Source organism: Staphylococcus sp. B1(2026) (assembly GCF_058895785.1).
The window spans coordinates 1-3,844 of record NZ_JBZXTS010000073.1; the positions used below are offsets into that span (position 1 = coordinate 1).

1 protein-coding gene is annotated in these 3,844 nt (G+C 33.2%); it reads left to right on the plus strand.

The window, feature by feature from the left end; all coding sequences use genetic code 11:
• Window positions 1-3,844 (plus strand): MucBP domain-containing protein (locus tag AC5EAH_RS07780; protein ID WP_493494213.1); only part of this gene is annotated, 3,844 nt, incomplete at both ends.

The window sequence follows — 3,844 nt, forward strand, 5'->3', positions numbered from 1 at the left end:
AAGAAGCTAAAAAGTTAGAAGAAGCTAAAAAAGTAAAAGAAGTAAATTCGACTGAGAAAACAGAAGAAATTGTAAAAGAAAAAATAATCACAAATGATACAAACACAGACCATGAAGTTGATGTGGAGAAAGATGGACAATTAATAGAAGCATCACATTCTAATCCAATTTCTGGTAAGTTCAATCAAACAACACGTAATCCAAGAATTATTACAACTGAAAAAGAAACAACATCTACGTCTAAATTTAGAGCAACACCAGGAATTGATTCTCCTTTAGAAGGATATGAAATTACTACAAAAGATGTACCTCCTGTGTCAGATCCAGAAGGCAGTAGATATACGTTCTATACATTAAAAGATACTACTACAAATAATCAGTTTGCGTTAGCTGTATCAACCAATGATTTAGGACCGGTAAAAGATCCAAATGATATTAGACAAGTACAACAAGCTAATAAAGTTTATATTACAGCTTTTGATTCAACAGGCAAGAAACTAAGTGATACTTTATCATTAAGTAATGAAGCAGGTCAAAGTGTTGAATTTACTAATTTAACTAATAAACCATCATTCTCAATTTCAACAAATAAAATTTCAATCGCTAATAATCCACAAAGTCATATTGCTAAAACATATGCAGACGGTAAATTAGTAACAGATGAAATTAAGGTAAATCAATTAACTGTTAGTTTCCCTTCTCATGTTTACCAAGTTACACATTATCAATTAATTAAAGAAGTAGCAGAAGGTGAGCTATATGATATAGAACATGATGGTAAAAAATATGTTAAAACAGGTACTATTATACGTTCTGATGAAAAACAATCAGGATGGCAAGGTCAAGACTATGAGACAACAGCACTAACTTATAAAACACAACCTTTAGAATTTGAAGGATATACATATATTACAAGTACACCAAACCAATCAGGTAAAATTAATACAAGCAAGTCAAACTATAAAGGTGATTCGACTTACACACGTTCAATTCAAACAGCAACAACTAATGCTAAAACTGAAAACGTGACAGTTTATCAAAAGAAGACTTATTTAAATAATGAAGGTCAAGCGGAAACTATTACGTATGTAAGTCCTAAAGATGCAGATAAAGAAGAGTTGCCAACAGCTGAAGAATTTTTTACTAATATTGACAAATATAAAACATATACAACAAAATACTTTAATGTTGGACCGGAAGGGAATTCATCAACACGTATACCAGACAGTAAATTAGAAGAAACAGACAGTAATGGTAATCAATATAAATCATATATTAGTAATGATAAAGATGCTTTTTATTTAGCACATGTTAATCCAGAGAAAACAGATAAAAATATATTAAATAATTTGAAATTACCAGAAAAAGTTACTTTAGATGTTGAAGGAAGAAGTCGTGTTAGTTTCCCATTAGCAACAGATGTTGTGACAACGAGTAGTGGTGGTATCATTATTAATAATAAATGGGCACCATCTTCTGAAGTTTTTTATTATTATCTTGGTGGTGGTGAAGTTAATGTTCGTTATGTAGAAAAAGGTAAAGATGATAATTTACAAGATCCAATTATTGATGAACCAACAAATGAACGCGTAGGTAAAGTCTATGATACTTCGGATCATAAACCAGCAGAAATTACTAAAGATGGTAAAAAATATAAAATCTTATCTGAAAATCCAGTGCGTACAAATCAAGGTGATGCACCTGAAACTGGTAAAGTAACTTCTGATAAACAAACTGTAGTTTACCAATATCAACATGTTGGTGGAGAAGTTAATGCTAAGTATGTAGTTGAAGGTACTAATACAGAGATTAAAACACCTGAAACAGTAAAACCAGCTGATACACCATTTGGTGAGAAGTACCAAGGAACGAAACCAGATACAATTGAAAAAGATGGTAAACGTTATAAATTATCTTCAACAGATCCAGTACGTACAAATAAAGGTGATGCACCTGAGAGTGGTACTGTAAAAGATGAACCACAAACAATTGTTTATCAATATGTTAATGTAGGTGGAGAAGTTAAAGAACGTTACGTTATTGAAGGTACTGAAACAGAGCTTCAAAATGAAAAAGTAGTAAAACCAACAGATACACCTGTAGGAGAAGTATATAAAGGTGATAAGCCAAAAGAAATTACTAAAGATGGTATACGTTATATCTTATCTAAAACGGCACCAGTACGTAAAAATGCAGGGGATGCAACAGAAACTGGTAAAGTAAAAGATACTCCGCAAACAATCGTTTATCAATATGTTGAGGAACCTAAAGGTGATGTAATTGTTAAATACGAAGATCAACAAGGTAATCAAATTAAAGATCCAGTTGTTGACGAAAATCAAGTGCCAGTAGGTACACCATATGATACAACTGATGAAAATGACAAACCTACAACAATTATAGCGAACAATAATAAAAAATACGAATTAATACCAAGTGAAACTAAAGGGGTGGAAAAAGGTAAGGTTACAAAAAACGTTACAGAAATTACTTATGTTTACAAAGAATTAAAAGGTGATGTAGTAGTTAATTATAAAGATGAAGCTGGTAATGTTATTTCACCACAAGTATCGGATACTACAGATGCTTCAAATGGTACACCATATAGTACTAAAGAATTGAAAAAACCAGTAATTACTGTTAAAGGTCCAGTCTATGATAAAGTATATGACTTAGTACCTAATAAAACACAGGGTAAAGAAACGGGACAAGTTGTAGGAGGAGAAACAACAGAAATCACTTATGTTTATAAACAACGTGATGTTATTATTCCAGTTGTACCAACAGATCCAAAAACACCAGGAACACCAGTAGATCCGAATGATCCAGATGGACCAAAATGGCCAGATGGTGTGAAAGCAACTGATTTAAATGAAGAAGTTGTACGTACAATTCATTATAAATACTTAACAGAGAACGGTGAAACAGCTTCAGAAGATGTGGTACAAAAATTACCATATACACGTGAAGGTTTAGCAAATGTTACAAAAGGTACAGTAGAGTATAAAGATTGGACACCAACAAATGGTACACAATTTGACGAAGTTACTTCACCGTTGATTAAAGGTTATATTACTAAACGCGGGGTTGTGGAAGCTGAACCAGGCATTCAGGCAAAAGATCCAGATAGAGAAACAACAGTTGTGTATACACCATTAGGTAAATGGGTACCAAACATCCCAGCAGAGGAAACAGAAGTACCAAATACACCGATTGTTTATCCAAATCATCCAACAGATCCAACACAACCAGGACAACCAACAGATCCAGGTGTACCAGTAATTCCTTATGTACCAGGTTACGAACCGAATGTAAATGGTAAACCTTTAGAACCAAAAGATCCAAATGATCCGACAAAAGGTTATATTCCACCAACATTACCAGAAGATCCGTCAAAAGATACACCGATTGACTATACAAAATCAGACCAAAAAGCAACAATCAACTTTGTTGAAAAAGATACAAACAAAGTATTAGCTGATCCAGACAAAGAAACAGGTAAATCAGGCGAAGACATTCCGACAAAACCATCAGATGATAAAGTAAAAGACTTAATCAACAAAGGTTATGTATTAGTAGACAATGGCTTCAACCCAGATGGTACAACACCGAAATTTGATAAAGATAAGAATACAGATCAAGATTTCACAATCGTATTAAAACCACGTATTGATGAAGTACCACCAACAGATCCGAAAACACCAGGAACACCAGTAGATCCGAATAACCCAGATGGACCAAAATGGCCAGATGGCTTGAAAGAAACTGACTTAAATGAAGTGGTGAATCGTACAGTAACGTACACGTATGAAACAGTAGATGGTAAAGAAGCTTCAGCTACATA